Source organism: Ignavibacteriota bacterium (assembly GCA_016716225.1).
Taxonomy (GTDB): Bacteria; Bacteroidota; Ignavibacteria; order Ignavibacteriales; family Melioribacteraceae.
Genome location: JADJWT010000001.1, coordinates 3754172 through 3772619, shown reverse-complemented (window position 1 = coordinate 3772619; position 18448 = coordinate 3754172). Strand labels below are relative to the sequence as shown.

Genomic DNA, 18448 nt, shown 5'->3' with positions numbered 1-18448 from the left:
TAAATTAGCTAAAATTAAACATCAAAAAAATATATGTTTATCCTTAACTAAAAAATTCTATTTCAGAGAAATTAGTAATTGACAATCAAATTGATAATTCTTAAAAATTTTATTTGAGGCAATAAAGGAAATTATAATAAATATTTATATATTTATTTAATAAATAACAAACATGGATTTGTTTGAATGAAATTCAATCCCGCTAAATATTACCAAGAAGAAATCATCAAATTTGAAAAAAAATATTTTAAAACTGCTGAAGGTAAATTCCCAAAATCACTTTATGAACCTTGTGACTATATAATAAAAAGCGGCGGAAAAAGATTGAGACCGTTTCTGGTAATTTTATCCGCCAATGCAGTTAATGCAAATTCAACCTCAGTTTTGAATGCCGCAGTTGCAGTTGAATTGTTTCACAATTTTACTTTGGTGCATGATGATATTATGGATAATGCAGATAAACGTCGTGGGCGAGAAACTTTACACATAAAATATGATGTTAATACAGCAATACTTGCCGGAGATAATTTAATGGCAATTGCTTATAAATCACTTTTGAAAGATTGCAAAAAAAATGGTATAAGTGCCGTTGAAGATTTTACTTATGGTTTGATTGAAGTTTGTGAGGGTCAAAGTTTAGATAAGGATTTTGAATTAAGACGAAAAGTTTCTATTGAAGAATATTTAGTTATGATTAGTAAAAAGACTGCTGCACTTGCTGAAACATGCTGCTCAATTGGAGCAAAACTTGGAGGCGGAAGTACCGCAGAAATTAATTCGCTTAGAAATTTTGGAAAATATTTGGGATTAGCATTTCAAATTCAAGATGACTTGCTTGATATTGTTGCTGATGAAATAGAGTTTGGAAAAAAAATTGGCGGCGATTTAATAGAAGGAAAAAAAACATATTTACTTTTAAATGCATTGGAAAAAGCAAAAGGAAATAATTTAAAACTTATCCAAAAAGTAATTGATGAAAAAGGAATTAAGCAAAGTGAAGTTTTAATTTACAAAAATCTTTATCAAGAATTGGGAGTTATTGAAGATGCTTCCAACGAAGTTAAAAAATATACATCTCTTGCGTTAAAACAATTAAAAAATATTAAAAATGAAAATGCTAAAATTACATTGCAATGGCTGGCAAATTCACTTACTGATAGAAAAAAATAATGATTGAAAAAACAGTTGAAATTATAAATAATGCCGGACTTCATACAAGACCCGCTGCAACAATTGTAAAAATAGCAGCAAAGTTTAAAAGTGAATTTTTTATTTATAAAGATGGAATGAACATAAACGGTAAAAGTATTATTGGCGTTATGACTTTGGCTGCAGAAAAAGGATCAACTCTTGTTTTATCATTTGATGGAGAAGATGAACAAGAAGCTTGTGATGCAATTATTGATTACTTTAATAGAGGCTTTGATGAACTATGAGTGAAAATATTCTTAAAGGAATTGCCGCCGCACCGGGAATTTCAATTGCTACTGCTTTTATTTATAAAAAAGAAATTGAAACAATAGACGATGAGCAAATTTCTAATGTAGAAGATGCAATTGAAAATTTTGAAAAATCTCTCAACAAATCCAAAAAAGAATTAAACAAAATCTTTACACTTGCTGTGGATAAAATGGGTGAAAACAGAGCCGGAATTTTTGAAGCTCAGATGATGATTCTTGATGATCCAGTTTTAATTCAAAATATTAAAGATAGAATTAAAAAAGAAAAACGTTCGCCAATATTTATTGTTGATGCGGAGTTTTCGAAATATCAAAAAATACTTGCTTTATCAGAAGAATCTTACATGAAGGAAAGATCGCAAGATATTGAAGATATAAAAAATCGAATTATCAGAAATATTAAAAAGAAAAAATGGATTTCAAGAATTGAAAAAGATGTAATTGTTGTAACAAATAGTATTACTCCGGCGGATACAGTTTTATTTTCCAGGGAAAATGTAAAAGGATATATTACAAATTTTGGCGGATTAACAAGTCATGCAGCAATTGTAGCCAGAAGCTTAAACATTCCGGCTGTCTTAGGAATTCATGATGCAACAACAAAAATTAATAATGGCGATAAAATAATAATTGATGGTGTTCACGGTGAAGTAATAATAAATCCTACTGAAGAACAGTTAAATTATTACGAAGAAAAATGTAAAAGATTAGCAGAGTTTGATTCTGGTTTGGCTAAATTGTCTGATAAACCAGCAATAACTAAGGACGGAAAAAAAATAATTTTACGTGCAAATTTAGATATTGTTGAAGAATTAGAATTTATTTTTAGAAACGGTGCTGAAGGTGTTGGTTTAGTTAGAACAGAACAAATTTTTAATTTGGCAGATGAATTTCCGGATGAAAATAAACAATATAAAATTTATAAAGAATTGGCAGAAAAAATATATCCAAATATTGTAATTATTAGAGTTTTTGATATTGGAGGCGATAAAGTTTTTCCCGTTGATGTTAAAGAGCCAAATCCCTTTTTAGGTTGGCGTGGAATCAGATTTTTGCTTGACAATGAAAATCTTCTAAAGACCCAAATCAGAGCTTTGTTAAGAGCAAGCATTCATAAAAATATAAAATTCATGATTCCGATGGTTACTTCAATTCATGAAATAAAAAGAACAAAAGAAATTTTGGAAGTTTGCAAAATAGAACTTAAAAACGAAGGTAAAGAATTTGATAAAAAAATAAAATTTGGAATTATGGTTGAAGTTCCATCTGCAGCAGTAATGGCTGAGGAATTTGCAGCAGAAGTTGATTTTATCAGTATCGGCACAAATGATTTAATTCAATACTTATTAGCGGTTGATAGAGGGAATGAAATTGTTTCTTCACTGTATCAAGAATTTCATCCAGCTGTAATCCGGGTACTATACAAAATCATTCACGCCAGTAAACTTAATTCTGCAAAAGTTAGCATTTGCGGAGAAATGGCAGCTGATATTTTAGCAACTCCATTATTGGTTGGAATGGGTTTGGATTCGCTTAGTGTTTCAGCATCGACAATTCCTCATATTAAAAAAATAATAAGATCAATAAACTTTTCTGATGCAAAATTATTAGCTGAGGAATGTCTAAAGCTAAAAACTGAAAAAGAAATTAGTATAAAACTTCAAGATTATTTTAAATTACACTTTTCAGATGAACTTGAAAATGTATTCTAAAAAATTTTGGTGATAATTTATTGCACTTCGAGTAATAAATATTTTTATAAAATTAAAACTTAAAGAACAAATATTAATCTCGAATCTGGAATGCAAATCTTAAAAAATTTATTTCTCAAAGTTACATTTCTAATTTTTATTTTTTCTTCAATTTGTGTTAACGCACAGCTTTACTTTTTTGGAAGAAATAAAGTTCACTACGAGGATTTTGATTGGAAAGTTATCAAAACTGATCATTTTGATATTTACTACTACGATGATTTTGAGGAAATGGCTGAAATTGGCGCTGCTTATGCCGAGGAAGCTTATGATGATTTGAAAATAAAATTTAATCATGTAATGATTAAAAAAATTCCACTTATATTTTATAATACTCACAATCATTTTCAACAGACAAATACAATCCCCAATTTTATTCCGGAAGGAGTTGGCGGCTTTTTTGAGTTTATGAAAGGAAGAGTTGTAATTCCATATTTAACTTCTCTTGAGCAATTTAGACATGTAATAAGACATGAATTAGTTCATGTTTTTATGACAAGTAAAGTGATGAATGTTATAAAAGATCATAGAGTAATTGGGGATAGTTATCCGCCTTTGTGGTTTGTTGAAGGAATTGCGGAATATTGGTCTTACCACTGGGATACACAAGCTGAAATGATTATGCGAGATGCAGTATTGAATAATTTTTTTGCACCGTTGAAAGATATGTATAGAATTTACGGAAGTTTTTTAATGTACAAAGAAGGTCAAAATTTTTTAGAATTTGTAAGCAAAAAATATGGTGAAGATAAAATTTTGCAGTTCTTGGAGAATTTCTGGCGATTTAAAAATTTTGAAGATGTAATTGAATTTACAATAGGTGAAAGATTTGAAAAAATTGATGAAGACTGGCAGTATTACTTAAAGCAACAATATTATCCACTTTACGAAAATAAAACTCCACATTTTATTGAATCAAAAAAAATAACTTTTGAAGGTTATAATTTTTCTCCGAATTATTATGAAAATGGAAATGGTAAACAAATTTATTTTGTTGGAAATAGAAACGGTTATTCTTCAATTTATAAAATGAAATATAATCCCGATTCTATTGATTTTGCTGAGCCGGAACAAATTTTAGAAGGAGAAAAAGAAGTTATCTTTGAAACTTTTCATTTGTTAAAACCATCTATGACAATTTCCTCAAAAGGAATTTTGGCATTTGTAACAAAAGCCGGAGCAACAGATGCGCTTCATCTTTTTGATACAGAAAAAAATGAAATTTTAAAACATTTTGTATTTAATGAATTATTAACTATTGAATCACCAAGCTTCGAATCATCTGGAAATAAAATTCTATTTCACGCAGCAGATAGAAAAGGGTACATAGATATTTATGAATTAGATATTATTAGCGGAAATTTAAAAAGATTTACAAACGATTTTTATTCAGATAGAGATCCAATTTACAATTCTGATAATTCCAAAATAATTTTTTCTTCAGATAGAACAAGCGGAATTTATCAGCAGAAAAATAATTTGTTTGAGATAGATATTAATTCCGGTGAAGTTAAATATCTTACATATTCAAATGCAGATTTAACAAGTCCAAAATTCTCTCCGGATTATTCATCACTATTTTGCCTCGCAGATAATGATGGCGTGAAAAATCTTTGGCAAATTAATTTTGATGAAAATAATGAACCAAAAAATATGACTCAAAAGACAAGATTTTTAACAAGTATTTTTGAGTATGATTTTGTTGATTCAAATGAATTGATTACTTCAACATTTGAAAAATTTTCATTTCAATTTTTTTCACTTAATCTTCATGAAATTCCCGACACAAATTTATTTGTTAAAAATTTTGCATTTGATGAAATTAAAACTCCGTGGCAGCCGGAAAAAATTGTAATTAATTCTGAGACCGATAAATTACATTATGAAAATCAATATTCATTGGATTATGCTTTCAGTCAAATATCTACTGATCCAATTTACGGAACTCGCGGAGGTGCAATTTTTTCACTAAGTGATTTATTAGGTGATGATAGATATTATTTCATGATTTACAATTCCGCAGAAATTCAAAGTGATTTTTTCAAAAATATAAATGTAGCAATTAGTCGTGTAAACACCGGAGGAAGAACAAATTTCGGTTACGGAATATTTCATCATACCGGAAGACGATATGATATTAGAGAAAGCGACAGCTTTTTTTACGAAAGAAGTTTCGGTGGATATATTTCGCTTTTGTATCCGTTATCTTCGTTTCAAAGAATTGAAACAAGTACTACAATTTCAAATTCCGATAGAGAAATATCAATAGATTTGTTACCAAGAAAAGCACTTTTATTATCAAATACAATTTCTTTTATTCATGATAACACGCTTTGGGGAAATACCGGTCCGGTAGATGGCTCAAGATTCAGACTTTTATTAGGTTACACAACAGATATAAAATATAGTAATTCTAATTTTTATTCGTTAATTGCAGATTATAGAAATTATTTTAGACTTCATAATAGAATTACTTTGGCAACACGTGCATCAATATTTTACAATGAAGGAAAAGATGCTCGTCGTTATATTGCTGGCGGAAGTTGGGATTTAAGAGGATGGCCAAGATTTAGAATTCGCGGAGAAAAAATGTGGCTTTCATCTATTGAATTTAGATATCCGCTAATCGATCAATTTTTTATAAAATTTCCTTTTGTAGGTTTGGGTTTTGCCGGAATTAAAGGTGCTGCTTTTATTGATGCGGGAAGTGCCTGGGATGAAAAATATGAAAATACTATAGGGAGTGTTGGAATTGGATTGCGATTTAATTTCCTTGGTGCAATAACTTTTCGTTATGATGTTGGGAAAAAAATTGAAAATAATTTTTCGGCATTTCAGAAAAGTTTCTTCTATCAATTCTTTTTTGGGTGGGATTTTTGAGAAATTATATTTTAATATTTTCTTTAATTATTGCAACTTTAGGTTGTGCAAGAGCAATTCAATTCAGCAAATTAAATGAGAACTCTGAAAAAATTTCTCAGTATGGAAATTATTCTCATAGAAATTTTTATTATCAAAAAAATGTTGAAATATTAAAAGAACCCATTTGGGATAAAAGTACTTACGGTAGTTATTCAAATTATCCTTTTACATCTTTTGATTCTATTTTATTTGTTTCTGATTTGGGAGGAAGAATTGCTGCTCTAAATTTAAATAATGGAAAAAAACTCGGAGAAATAAAATATAAAGGTTCAATTGAACAAACTCCAATTATTGATAAAACGAATTTAATTTTTATTGTGAATGAAGAAAAAGAAAATTATTCATCGTTGATAGTTTACGATTTGAGAAATGCAAAGGAATTTCGTGAAGTTAAAATTGAAGGAAAAATTACAAATGAATTAATTTTTGAGAATGAGAAAATTTTTGTACTTACAAATTTTGGTAAACTTTATAAATTTTCTAGAATGGGAATAAAAGAATGGGAAATAAATTTAAAGGAAAAATTTTTTTCTGACCCAGCAGCTGACGAGGAAAATTTATTTGCTTGTTCTATTTCCGGAAATTTATATTCTATTAAACTAACTGATGGAAAAATAAATTATAAAATTAAAATTTGCGAAGAAGTTCAAAGCGGAATTACTTTGAATGAAACTTCAATATTTTTTGGTGATGAAAATGGAAATGTGTTTTCAATAAATAAAATGTCAGCAAATATAAATTGGAAATTTGAAACAAATTATAAAATAAAAACTGTTCCGGCAATTGATTCCAAGTCTTTATTTATTGGAAATTTAAATGGAGATTTCTATTCAATAAATTTGCAAAACGGAAGTTTGAATTGGAAGAACGAAACTGACGGTTTAATTAATACAACTCCGCTTGTTTTTGAAAATATTTTAGTTCAGCCAAATATGAATATGGACGTTGATATTTTTGATAAATCATCTGGGGAAATTTTAGATAAAATTCAATTTGAAGGAAGATGCAGAACTTCACCTTTTTACGTAAAAAATAAAATACTTTTTGGAATTGATAAAGATGATGTTTTTTGTTTTTCGGTAAAGGAAAACTAAATGCTGAAAATTATTTTTTTAATATTTATTCTAAGTTCAATAAATATTTTTTCGCAAGATTCTGTTGAAGTGAATTTAAATATCTCCACGCAAAAATTATTAGATGAAAAAATCAAAATTCATGTTGATAATAATCCTTTAATAAAAATACTGCCTTTGCGTAATTGGGATTTGAGTTTGAATACTGAAATGAAAAATTTAAAAAATTATTCACTCCCAATATCAATAAAAAAACAAAGGGAAAGTTTTGTTGAATCCGATTTATTTTACATTGTTGTTGGAAGTGCAATTGCTTTTGGTGCAACCGCTGCTTATTTGAAAAACGAATCAGATAAAAATTATGATAAATATAAAATTACCGGTGATACAAAATATTTGAATAAAACAAATGGCTTAGATATTTACAGCGGTGTTGCTCTTGGTGCACTTCAAATTAATTTTGGATATTTGATTTATAAATTTCTTACAGATTAGTACTTAATATTAAAAGATGGCATTTTTTTAAAAGTTAGAATCTTTAAAAAAACTATCAAAAAAAGTCAATATAAAATCCAATTCCAAATTGGCTAACCCTGTTCGAATAATATTCGCTGAATGGGTTTGAACCATAAAAATAAGAAAGATAAAAAACAATCCCTTTTTCATCCCAAATGCCGAATTTTGCACCCAATAAATTATTATAATTTAATTGATATTTCGGATTTCCTTCTAAACTAAAATGAGTTGCAAAAAAAATATTTAAATCTTTTTCAAGAAATTTGTCTAAAATTTTATTTGATGAAATTTCAAATCCGAAATAAGAATTCCACTTTTCCAAAATTTTAGGTCTAATTAAAGTTGAATAAGAAATGGCGGAATATGTTCTTAAAGTGCCAAAATTTTCAAGGAATTGATATCCAAGTAATAATTCACCAAAATCTTTAGTAAAGGGAATTGGTTTATCGTTATTCATCCACTGATTTTTATCCGAATCAAAATGTCCATCAACAAGATGAGCACTGTTATGAATTATCCTAAATCGAGAAATTAATTTTCCGTTTTCATAATTTTTAGAAAATGCCATATTCCCACCGAAAAAACCATCCAAAGCATCAATTTGCAATCTTTTTTCTGCATAATTTGTTGAAAGAGCATAAGCCATAAATTCAATTGAAAATGTCAATTTAGAATTTGGAAAATAAAAAGCTATTAGATCAATATTATTTCCAATATCAACTTTTAAATTTCCATTTTTGGGATAATACAAAATACCAATTCTTGCTTCTTCGTTATTTGCTTTTATTGGTAAAAAATGTAAACCATGTGGTAAAAGCTCAAAATTATTTATTTGAGAAATTATTTGAATATTGAATATAAAATAAAAAAGTATGGTAAAGTATTTTAGATTCATACCGATATATAAATTAAGTTTTTGTATAAGAATTTGAGTTGAAATATATTGATATTTTATAAGAAAAGTATATGTAATATAATACTTTAACAAATTTATTTTATATTCGACTTGAAAAAAACTCTATAATCTTATAACTTGCAACATTTAATTATAGGATAATCGTGATTAGAAAATTTGCTCTTTTAGTAACTGGTACACTAATAATTCTCAATTCGTGCTCGTCATTTAACTCCCAAAATAACAAACCACAACAAGATAGCATTTCTGCTGTAATTAGAACTGATGCTGTGATAAATGAAAGTTTGGAAAATGCACGTCAAAAATATGTTGATGCACTAACGGAAAAAACACTTGGGTTGGAATCTGAAGCGCTTTTTTCATTTGATTCTGCAATGACAATAATTAATGAATTGAGTTATTTTCCAAATATTGAAGAAAATGAAGCATACCTTGAATTAGAAAAATCAATTTTAGATGATTATAATTCATACATTGCAAGTTTTGAGAAACTTCCGGATAATTCTCCAACTTACGCTGTTGAAGAATGGTTGAATAATAATTTACCGGAATTAAATGTTTCCGAAGTTGAAGAAGAAATTACAAATGAATCTGTAATAGTTATTGGGGATTTTCCATTAGAAATTAACAGCAATGTTGAACAATATATTGAATATTTTACCGGAAAAGGTAGAAAACATATGACGTATTGGCTTCAGCGCACCGGTTTTTATTTTCCTATGATGGCAAGAATATTTGCTGAAGAAAAAGTTCCTACACAACTAATTTTCTTAAGTTTGATGGAAAGTGGTTTAAAACCAAATGCGCAATCTTGGGCAAGAGCGGTTGGACTTTGGCAATTTGTAAAAGGAACCGGTAGACTTTATGATTTAAATGTTGATTTTTATGTTGATGAAAGACGTGATCCCGAAAAATCTACGCGTGCAGCAGCAAGACATTTAAGGGATCTTTACATTTCTTTAAATGATTGGTATTTGGCAATTGCTTCTTATAATAGTGGAGAAGGAAGAGTTACAAGAGCAATTAAAAGAGCTGGTTCTAAAAATTTTTGGGAAATTAAAAAATACTTACCAAAAGAAACAAGAAATTATGTTCCACAATATATTGCTGTAACTTTAATTGCAAGTCAGCCTGAAAAATATGGATTTACTGATGTTGTTTATGAAAGTCCTATTGAATATGTAACACATAAAATTCACGAAGCAATTGATTTATCAGTTTTAGCAAAAAGTGCCGGAATTACTTTGGAGGAAATGAAAAATTTAAATCCGGAACTAATACAACATAATACTCCGCCAAATTATCCCGGCGGATATGATCTAAAAATTCCTAAGAAAAATTATGAACAATTTGTTAATAATTTAGGATCAGTTCCGAAAGATGCAAAACTTCAATATGTTGTGCATAATGTTAAAAAAGGAGAAACTTTATCCCAAATTGCTGATAAATATGGTGTTGGAATTGCTCAACTAGCAAGATTTAATAAAATTTCCACAAATTCAAGAATTTATCCCAATATTAAATTGAAAATTCCCGTAACAAAATATACCAGTTCAGATAATTTTTCAAATACAGATATTGCTTCCGCGGTTGAAGAAAATGGAAATTCAGAATCTTTAAATAATGGACAAGCTCCATATAAAATGGTTCACAATCATAATCCGGATGATGAAAAATTTATGCAACTTTATCGAGCTTCAAATGATTCGGCAACAATAATAATTCCGGAAGATAGTGAGTTAATTGAGTATGTTGTAAAAAGTGGAGATAATTTAACAGATTTAAGTGATCTTTTTGAATTAAGAGTTTCTGATATTAGAAACTGGAATAATTTACCTTATACTACAACAATTCATGTTGGGCAAACTCTAAAACTTTATGTTCCAAAAGAAAGAGTTGCTGATTTATCAAAAATAAATAGCTTATCCAAAACTGAAAAATTGCGTCAGTTATCTTCCTCAACTGGAGAAGAATGGATTACACATAGAATTAGAAGTGGCGAAACGCTTGGTTCAATTGCTTCAAGATATGGTACAACAACATCTAAAATTAAAAAGTGGAATAATCTCCGCAGTAACAGAATTTTCAAAGGCAGAAAATTAAAAATATTTACCGGAAATTCAACAACTCTTGTTGCAGATAATAATATTTCCACAACTTCAGAAAAAACAAATACAATTAAATATAAAGTTAAAAAGGGCGACACATTAAGTGAAATTGCTGAGAAATTTAGAGTAAGTACAATAAATTTAAGAAAATGGAACAAACTTAGTTCAAATAGATTGAATGCTGGAGTAACTTTAAAAATTCATACAAAAAATGTTGATGTTGAAGATTCTCAGATTGCTGAAACTAAAATATATACTGTAAAAAAAGGTGATACAATCGGAAAAATAGCATCAAGAAATAAAGTAAGTATTGTAGATCTGAAAAATTGGAATAATCTTAAAAACGATAAAATACATCCCGGACAGAAATTGAGCATTGGTCAATCCTCAAATTTGAATAATAGTGTTGAGATTGCAGAAAAAAATAATGATGAACAAATTATTCACAGTGTTAAAAGGGGAGAAACTTTAGGTCACATTGCAGAAAGTTATAATGTGAAAGCAAGTGAAATCAGAAGTTGGAATAAAATAAAAGGTAACGTAATTAAAGTTGGGCAAAAATTAATAATTTATCCTCGCATAAATAACAAATTGGCAAGCAAAAATTAAAAAAGCTGCTCCGAAAGGATAACATTCATTCGGAACAGCTTCTTAAAACTCAATTATAAAAGTTTTTACTTCATTAAAATCATTTTATTTGTTTGCGTAAAATTACCGCTTGAAATTGTGTAAAAATACATTCCGGAAGTTAGATTACTTGCATTAAAATTTATATTGTATTTTCCAGCTGATTGATTTTCATTAACCAATGTTTGAATAACTTCTCCTAAAGAATTATACACTGATAATTTTGTAAATCCAGATTGAGGTAAAGTATAGCTAATTGTTGTGCTTGGGTTAAATGGATTTGGGTAATTTTGACCTAAGTTATAAACATTTGGTGTATTTGAAATAACATCAACATCAGTAGTTGTATCGGTTGTGTCTGTAGTATCAGTTGAATCGGAATCGTCATCATCAGTAGTATCTACTACTTCAACTTTAAATCCAACGCCTATTGTTGAAAAATGCTGTAAATAAATTGATACAAAATTATTATCAACAACTTTTCTAATTCCGTTTAAGTCAACTTCAGAATTTTGATCTACATAAAATGGAGTAAAATCATCAATTGAATATCTTAAGAAATTTAAGAATGGAATAATTTTGCTTGCTGGCAATTTTAAATATGCTTCTTGTCCATTTGCTAAATTGTAATATTCATTTTCCGCATGAACTCCACTTGCAGCTCCGTTAACTGTAATTTCTAAAAAAAGTAACTCAAGAATTTCTTCGTTTGTTGGTAAATTTGCTAAATCAAGATCACATAAACCTTTTAAAACAATGTTTATGCTGATATTTTCATTTAAGCTATTTAAAGGGAAACCTAAATTTCCACCGACCATTAAATCATAGAAAAATTGGGATTCAGGATTTCCTTGTGGAAAAGTATAAGGTTCAAATTCAATATTATCTCCTTCAAACATTATTCCTCTAAAAATTTCCAATTCAGGAATATCTCCGCAACCTTCTACAGAAAATTTATATGTTATTGAATTGGATTGTGCGAAACTCAAACTCACAAAAAGTAAGCTTAGTATTAACGTTGTTAGTTTTTTCATTTTTTGTTATCCTCTTAAATTGAATGAATTTTTGATACAAATAAGTAGGACATTTACCTTGAAAATGTGATTTACAACAAATATGTAGTATTATTTTAGTTTTTGCAAAAAAAATTTAATGATAGAGGTAATATTTTGAAGAAAGATTTCTGAAATTTTCCACATCTTTGTTTAAAAAATCAAGTATTTCATTGATTTCAGTATTATTTTGAATCATTTTTTGAATTTTATCACTTCCAACTGCATTATTAAACATATTGATTTCGCTTACATCTGATAGTTTAAACAAATCTTTTTTTGGATATAATTTTTGTAAAGCTTTAATAATATAGAATTGAGTAGAAACTAGTTTAACGGAATCAAAATTTATAATATGAATTTGAACTCCATTTAAATTTTTACCTTTTCCAAAACCGTAAAATGGTTTGAAAGAAATTGGTCTAAAATATAAACCCGGAATTTTCAAACTATTCAATTCATCCGAAAATAAATTTGCATCTATCCATTCCGTACCAACAATTTGAAATGGCAAAGTATAACCAACTCCGATTGAAATTGCATTTCTTAATTCACCCAAAATTCCCGTCATAGGATAAAAATAAGTTGTTTCAAAATTTGGAATATGCGGAGAAGTTGGAACCCAATTTAATTTTGTATCGGAAAAAGTCATGTTTCTTTTCCAATTTTCCATTTTAACAACTTTTACATTATAATTAGATTTTGTAGAAATCATTTTTTCCGAAATAAGCAGATTTGCAAGTTCCCCGCAAGTTAAACCATAAATGTATGGAATAGGGAATTGGCTGATAAACGACTTGAATTCACTTTCTAATATATTTCCTTCAACTCTAATTCCACCTAAAGGATTTGGTCTATCCAAAATTACAAATTCAATATTATTTTCAGAAGCGGCTTCAATTGCAAAACCTAATGTAGAAATAAATGTATAAGATCTAACACCAATATCTTGAATATCATAAACTAAAATATCAATTCCCGAAAGCATTTTTTTTGTTGGTTTTTGAGTTTTTCCATACAAAGAATAAACGGGAAGTTTTGTTTTTTGATCGATATTATTTTCTATATTTTCTCCGCCTTCAATATTTCCACGAACTCCATGTTCCGGTGAAAATAATGAAACAAGATTTACATTTTTTGCTTCGTACAAAATATCGATTGTGGATTTTAAATTTTTATCAACTCCGGTTTGATTTGTTATCAATCCAACTCTTTTATTTTGAAGAATATCAAAGTTATTTTCTTTTAGAACATCAATTCCTAGCTGAAATTCATTTTCAACTTTTGGGGAAATTTGAATTAGGGTATTTTTTTTTATTTGTTTTTCCGGAATGGAAACTTCTTCTTTTTGAGGAATTTCCGTAGAACAACTCCAAATTAAAATTGTAAGAAAATTTATTACAAAAAATTTATTAAGATTTTTTTTCATAAATAACTTTGCCGTTTTTAATAACCATGGAGCACAAATTTTGTCCGATGAAATAAATTAAATTATTATAATTTGATGTTTCGAAAACTGCAAAATCTGCACTTTTGCCAATTTCAATACTTCCAATTTTATCTGAAAGAGAGAGTGCTTTTGCTGAATTTATTGTGTATGCAGAAATTATTTCTTCAATTTTCATTTGCATCTTTAAAGCGGCTAATCCCCAAATTAAACTAATATTATTTATGTGAGAAGAACCGGGATTAAAATCAGTAGCCAGCGAAACGATTGCATTTTTCTCAATTAATTTTCTTGCCGGTGCAAATTGATAATTTAACGAAAATGAAATTCCCGGGAGCAAAACCGCAACAGAATTACTTTTCGAAATTTTTTCAATTCCGTTGTCATCAATAACTTCAAGATGATCTAAACTTTGTGCATTAAATTTTAGACCAGTTTCAATTCCGCCAATTGAATTAAATTGATCTGTATGCAATTTTACATCTAAATTATTCTCTTTTGCGTAGGTAAAAATTTCTTCAACTTGAGTTGGTGAAAAAGCTGTTTTTTCACAAAATGCATCACAAGAATTTGCAAGATTATTTTTTGCGATAAACGGAATAATTTCTTTTGTAAGAATTTTTATATACTGATTCTGGTCATTTTTATATTCCGGAGGAAATGTATGAGCGCCTAAAAAGGTAGCTTTTATATCAATTGGGAATATTGAATTTAATTCTTTTATAACTTGTAGAATTTTTATTTCATCGTAAAAACTTAATCCGTAACCGCTTTTTATTTCTAAAGTTGTAACACCTTGCTCAATAAAATTTTGGACTTTTGGTTTAGCTAAATTTAATAATTCTTCAAAACTTGATTCTCGTACAGCTTTAACTGTTGAATTTATTCCGCCGCCGGAGTTTGCAATTTCTTCATAACTTTTTCCGGATAATCGCATTCCAAATTCATAAGCTCTTGATCCGGCAAAAACTAAATGTGTGTGAGCTTCAACTAATCCGGGTAAAATTATTTTATTTGTAAGATCAATTTTTTCATCAAACTTAAATTCAGAAATTTTTTTGGTAGGAATTATTTTTGAAATTAAATCATTTTCAGCAACAATAGAAAAATTTTCCAAAACTGAAATATCGCTTAATTCAATACCTCTTTTGTAATTTTTTCCGTTTGTGTTAACGGTAATAATTTGTGTGGGATTAAAAAATAAAGTTTTCATCAGAGTTTAAGGTATGAATTAGATTTTGCAATAAAACATGCAATATTAAATATTTTTGTCAATAAGTCAATAATTTTGTAAATTTATTGATTAAAAATTTAAGGATTTGCAATGCCCCCAAGTAGAAAATATAAAATACTTTTTGTAACATCCGAAGTTGTACCATTTGTAAAAACCGGCGGATTAGCTGATGTTTCCAGTTCATTAACTCAACAATTACAAGAATTAGGACATCAAGTCAGAATTTTAGTGCCCAAATATGGCGCAATTGATGAAAGAAAATTTAAGATTCACGAAGTTGTAAGACTTAAAGATTTAGTTACGGATATTGGGGGAAAACAAGTTACTTACTCACTTCGTTCTTCATTTTTGGTTGGGTCAAAAGTTCGTGTTCAACTTTACTTTTTAGATAATGATGAATATTTCGGAAGTAGAAGAAGTTTGTACGCGGATCCAATTTCCGGGAAAGAGTATAAGGATAATGACGAAAGATTTATTCTTCTTGCAAAATCCATATTTGATTTGATTACAAAACTTGGCTGGATTCCAGATATTATTCATTGCAATGATTGGCAAGGAGGACTTGTTCCAATTTACTTAAAATCACTTTTCAAAAAAGATCCAATTTTTGATAATGTGAGAAGTGTATTTACGATTCACAATTTAGGTTTTAAAGGCGAATTTCCAGCATCAACAATTCAAAAAACGGGTCTTGCAGAATTTTTTAAGGAAAAAGAATTACTTCACAATGATAAATTCAGTTTTCTTAAATGTGGTATTCAATTTGCAGATTCAATAACAACTGTTTCTAAAACATTTGCAAATGAAATTTGCACAAATAAAGAATTGAGCGACGGTTTATTTAGTGTTTTAAAATCTCGTGAAGCTTCAATTGATGGTATTTTAAATGGAATTGATTTAAATGTTTGGAATCCCGAAAAAGATAAACAAATTCCAAAAAAATATTCAATTAAAAATATTGAAGCGAAACAAGAAAATAAAAAATTACTTGTAGAAAAATTCGGATTGGTTTATGATGAAAATAAACCGGTAATTGGAATGATCTCAAGATTAGACGAAGCAAAAGGTTTTGATCTTGTTCAAAAATCATTTAAGGATTTAATGAATTTAAATGCACAATTTATTTTACTTGGAAACGGTGAAAAAAAATATCATACCTTTTTTGAAAAAGCTGCCGCAAAATATCCGGAAAAGTTTGCATGTTATTTGGGATTTGACGATAACCTTGCGCATCTTATAGAAGCCGGATCTGATATGTATTTAATGCCTTCCAAAATTGAGCCTTGCGGATTAAACCAAATGTACAGTTTAATGTATGGAACAATTCCGATTGTTAGAAAAACCGGCGGATTGGCTGATACAGTTGAAAATTATGATGAAAATTCTGGAAACGGAAATGGCTTTGTTTTTATTGAAAATAATGAACAAGCATTAGTAAATATTATAAGTAAAGCAATTAAAATATTTTCTGAAGATAAAAAATCTTGGTTAAAATTACAGAAAAACGGAATGAAAAGTAATTTCACTTGGCTTGCATCTTCTAAAGAATATATTGATCTCTACAAAAAGATTTTATAGTTGATGAAAAATAAAGCAGTTTTTTTAGACCGAGATGGAACAATTAATTATGATTCGGGGTATATTGGAAATCCAAATTTAATTAAGTTGTATCCCGGTGTTGTAGAAGGAATAAAAAGACTTAAAAATAATTTTTCATTTAAGATTTTTGTTATTTCAAACCAATCGGGAATTACAAGTGGTATAATTTCTTATTCCGATGTTGAAAAAGTGAACGAAAGAATAAATCAAATTTTATTGGAACAAAATACAAAAGTTGATAAGTTTTATTTTTGTCCATTCCATCCGGATTTTGATTCACAAGAATTAACGAAATGTAGAAAACCTTCGCCGGAAATGGTTTTTAATGCAGCAATCGAAAATGAAATTGATTTATCTAAATCTTTTTTTATTGGCGATAGAGAAGTTGATATTGAATGTGCGCACAATTCCGGTGTAACTTCAATTCTAATTCAAAATACTTTAAGCAATGAAGAAATTAATAAGTTGAAAAATTCTAAAAATTCGCCCAACTTTGTTGCTTCAAATTTTCAAAATGCTGTTGATTTTATTGAACGATTTTTAAATGGAGAAATTGTTGAACAAACTAATTAAATATTTTTTCCTTGCACTTTCAGTTTTATATTTTTCGTCATGCACAAATGATCCAAATTCATTAGGAACTGATTTAGTTCCAGATGGAGACAGACTAAATTTTACTGTTATTGATAGTTACACAAGTGGATTTACTCAACAATTAACTTCCTATAAATATGATTCGCTAAAATTTGGCTCTTCATCAACTGTTCTATTAGGTAATTATAAAAATATAACGAGTGAAGTATTAATAGGATTTTATATAAATCCGGCTGATTCTATTATGGATCCTTTTAAAGCAGATTCATCCAAACTTGTAAAATGCTGGGTAGAAATTCAACCAACTTATTGGATTGGAGATAGCAATAATTTTCAATTTTCTATCCACAGAATAAATTCAAGCTGGAATCCAAGTTCAATAAATCAAGATACACTTAATGCAATTTACGCAAATATAAGCACAGATTTGTTAGATTATTCTACATATAGTTATGCAGATACTGTAATGAAATTTGATCTTAATACGGAATTAGTCGATGGCTGGATTAGAAGAACTTACGATTCGAGTTACGCACCAGATTATGGAATTTTAATGCGACCAATTTCAAATTCCGGAATAGTTGGCTTTCAAGCGTTAACAACTTATAATGATGAAGATTATCCTTATTTATATATGGTTTTTGAACAAGAAGGAATTTTTGATACAATAATTGCAATTCCAAGTGCAGATTTACATGTTCCCAGAGGAGAAATTTATTCTAATACAAATGATAATATAATTTTACAAAGCTCGCTTGCTGTAAGAGGAAAATTACTTTTTGATTTATCCTTAGTTCCGGAAAATATTGTTATAAATAAAGCAACTTTAGATTTATTTATTGATGAAAGTAATACAGAATTTGGAACCATAGATGCTGATACAATTGCAGTAGGATTTTTAACTGATTTGGAAAAACCAACTTTAAGCACTGAAATTGGAAAATATCCATTACGAAAATCAAATAATAAATATTCCGGCGATATTAGATTATTTGTTCAAAAATGGGTTGATGGTGATGAAAATCAAGGATTACAACTTCAATTGAGTGATGAACTAAGAAGTGTTTCTCGAGTTGGAATTTTTAACAGTACTTCTACGGTGGATTCATTAAAACCGAGATTAACAATTTATTACACAAAAAAATAAGA

Annotated in this window: 14 protein-coding genes; 10 read left to right on the top strand and 4 right to left on the bottom strand. The window is 28.4% G+C overall.

Translation table 11 applies throughout. The features are described 5' to 3' along the window. Positions 1 to 186 precede the first annotated feature (186 nt). The 6 genes from IPM32_16325 (at position 187) to IPM32_16300 (ending at position 7701) form a co-directional block, all read left to right on the top strand. A complete protein-coding gene (locus IPM32_16325) occupies positions 187 to 1170 on the top strand; it encodes a polyprenyl synthetase family protein (GenBank protein MBK8946817.1) in 984 nt (327 codons plus the stop codon). Further along, complete coding sequence (locus tag IPM32_16320; protein MBK8946816.1) at positions 1170 to 1436, top strand: HPr family phosphocarrier protein; 267 nt, start codon at positions 1170 to 1172, stop codon at positions 1434 to 1436. The genes IPM32_16325 and IPM32_16320 overlap by 1 nt, the downstream gene beginning before the upstream one ends. Then, positions 1433 to 3172 carry a phosphoenolpyruvate--protein phosphotransferase gene (ptsP, locus tag IPM32_16315; protein MBK8946815.1) on the top strand — a complete coding sequence of 580 codons (1740 nt, stop codon included), beginning with the start codon at positions 1433 to 1435 and terminating at the stop codon, positions 3170 to 3172. Before IPM32_16320 ends, ptsP begins: the two co-directional genes overlap by 4 nt. 90 nt (positions 3173 to 3262) lie before the next feature. Further along, positions 3263 to 6091, top strand: coding sequence for a PD40 domain-containing protein (locus IPM32_16310; GenBank protein MBK8946814.1), 2829 nt, complete (start codon positions 3263 to 3265; stop codon positions 6089 to 6091). After that, on the top strand, positions 6088 to 7227 hold the full coding sequence (locus tag IPM32_16305) for a PQQ-binding-like beta-propeller repeat protein (GenBank protein MBK8946813.1): 1140 nt from the start codon (positions 6088 to 6090) through the stop codon (positions 7225 to 7227). The genes IPM32_16310 and IPM32_16305 overlap by 4 nt, the downstream gene beginning before the upstream one ends. Beyond that, on the top strand, positions 7228 to 7701 hold the full coding sequence (locus tag IPM32_16300; GenBank protein ID MBK8946812.1) for a hypothetical protein: 474 nt from the start codon (positions 7228 to 7230) through the stop codon (positions 7699 to 7701). A 55-nt stretch (positions 7702 to 7756) separates the two neighbouring features. On the opposite strand, the gene IPM32_16295 is transcribed toward IPM32_16300, so the two are convergent. Then, a complete protein-coding gene (locus tag IPM32_16295; GenBank protein MBK8946811.1) occupies positions 7757 to 8617 on the bottom strand; it encodes a hypothetical protein in 861 nt (286 codons plus the stop codon). Positions 8618 to 8781: 164 nt separating this feature from the next. Between IPM32_16295 and IPM32_16290 the strand changes: the two genes are divergently transcribed. After that, positions 8782 to 11355 (top strand): LysM peptidoglycan-binding domain-containing protein, encoded by a 2574-nt coding sequence (locus IPM32_16290; protein ID MBK8946810.1) that lies wholly within the window; start codon positions 8782 to 8784, stop codon positions 11353 to 11355. Positions 11356 to 11420: 65 nt separating this feature from the next. Here the strand turns inward: IPM32_16290 and IPM32_16285 are convergent, their stop codons facing one another. From IPM32_16285 to IPM32_16275, 3 genes are all read right to left on the bottom strand, one after another. Beyond that, a complete protein-coding gene (locus tag IPM32_16285; GenBank protein ID MBK8946809.1) occupies positions 11421 to 12407 on the bottom strand; it encodes a T9SS type A sorting domain-containing protein in 987 nt (328 codons plus the stop codon). A gap of 115 nt (positions 12408 to 12522) precedes the next feature. Further along, the gene (locus IPM32_16280; protein ID MBK8946808.1) at positions 12523 to 13854 is read right to left on the bottom strand and encodes a DUF1343 domain-containing protein; all 1332 of its coding nucleotides are present in this window, start codon (positions 13852 to 13854) and stop codon (positions 12523 to 12525) included. Beyond that, complete coding sequence (locus tag IPM32_16275) at positions 13838 to 15085, bottom strand: imidazolonepropionase (protein MBK8946807.1); 1248 nt, start codon at positions 15083 to 15085, stop codon at positions 13838 to 13840. Before IPM32_16275 ends, IPM32_16280 begins: the two co-directional genes overlap by 17 nt. A 111-nt stretch (positions 15086 to 15196) precedes the next feature. Between IPM32_16275 and glgA the strand changes: the two genes are divergently transcribed. The 3 genes from glgA to IPM32_16260 are packed head-to-tail and all read left to right on the top strand — an operon-like array spanning position 15197 to position 18446. Then, a complete protein-coding gene (gene glgA, locus IPM32_16270) occupies positions 15197 to 16684 on the top strand; it encodes a glycogen synthase GlgA (GenBank protein ID MBK8946806.1) in 1488 nt (495 codons plus the stop codon). Positions 16685 to 16687: 3 nt separating this feature from the next. Beyond that, on the top strand, positions 16688 to 17278 hold the full coding sequence (locus IPM32_16265; protein MBK8946805.1) for an HAD family hydrolase: 591 nt from the start codon (positions 16688 to 16690) through the stop codon (positions 17276 to 17278). Next, positions 17262 to 18446 carry a hypothetical protein gene (locus IPM32_16260; protein MBK8946804.1) on the top strand — a complete coding sequence of 395 codons (1185 nt, stop codon included), beginning with the start codon at positions 17262 to 17264 and terminating at the stop codon, positions 18444 to 18446. Before IPM32_16265 ends, IPM32_16260 begins: the two co-directional genes overlap by 17 nt. The last annotated feature ends 2 nt before the right edge of the window (positions 18447 to 18448 follow it).

Bases quoted from the DNA above. Each gene is read 5' to 3' on its own strand.
- IPM32_16325 (MBK8946817.1), top strand. From the start codon at position 187: ATGAAATTCAATCCCGCTAAATATTACCAAGAAGAAATCATCAAATTT.
- IPM32_16320 (MBK8946816.1), top strand. From the start codon at position 1,170: ATGATTGAAAAAACAGTTGAAATTATAAATAATGCCGGACTTCATACA.
- ptsP (MBK8946815.1), top strand. From the start codon at position 1,433: ATGAGTGAAAATATTCTTAAAGGAATTGCCGCCGCACCGGGAATTTCA.
- IPM32_16310 (MBK8946814.1), top strand. From the start codon at position 3,263: ATGCAAATCTTAAAAAATTTATTTCTCAAAGTTACATTTCTAATTTTT.
- IPM32_16300 (MBK8946812.1), top strand. From the start codon at position 7,228: ATGCTGAAAATTATTTTTTTAATATTTATTCTAAGTTCAATAAATATT.
- IPM32_16295 (MBK8946811.1), bottom strand. From the start codon at position 8,617: ATGAATCTAAAATACTTTACCATACTTTTTTATTTTATATTCAATATT.
- IPM32_16285 (MBK8946809.1), bottom strand. From the start codon at position 12,407: ATGAAAAAACTAACAACGTTAATACTAAGCTTACTTTTTGTGAGTTTG.
- IPM32_16280 (MBK8946808.1), bottom strand. From the start codon at position 13,854: ATGAAAAAAAATCTTAATAAATTTTTTGTAATAAATTTTCTTACAATT.
- IPM32_16275 (MBK8946807.1), bottom strand. From the start codon at position 15,085: ATGAAAACTTTATTTTTTAATCCCACACAAATTATTACCGTTAACACA.
- glgA (MBK8946806.1), top strand. From the start codon at position 15,197: ATGCCCCCAAGTAGAAAATATAAAATACTTTTTGTAACATCCGAAGTT.
- IPM32_16265 (MBK8946805.1), top strand. From the start codon at position 16,688: ATGAAAAATAAAGCAGTTTTTTTAGACCGAGATGGAACAATTAATTAT.